This window comes from Bacillus sp. SIMBA_031 (genome assembly GCF_046535225.1).
Lineage (GTDB): Bacteria > Bacillota > Bacilli > Bacillales > Bacillaceae > Bacillus > Bacillus velezensis.
On sequence record NZ_JAWRXC010000722.1, the window covers coordinates 1 to 233 of the forward strand.

The 233-nt window shown below is 54.5% G+C and carries 1 protein-coding gene; it reads right to left on the reverse strand.

The genetic code is table 11. From position 1 onward, the window contains the following. Positions 1–121: FAD-binding protein (locus tag SB724_RS21970; RefSeq protein WP_410573214.1), on the reverse strand; the 121-nt coding region annotated here is incomplete at its 3' end. Positions 122–233 lie beyond the last annotated feature (112 nt).

A 233-nucleotide genomic window follows, 5' to 3' on the forward strand; every position in this document is an offset into this window, starting at 1 on the left:
TGCTCTGTTTTTCGATGATCAACGCACGTTTGCCCAGTTCCTTGGCCTTGAGTGCAGCGCACATGGAGCCACCACCGCTGCCAATGATCACCAGATCATACGACTCATCCCATTGGCTCATTGCGCGGACTCCGTGCCGAACAGGTATTCCTGCAGTTCACGGTGGAAGTTGGAAATTGACGATTCCTGCAACGGATCCGTACGCGAACCGCTGAAGCCCCGTGACTTCATAC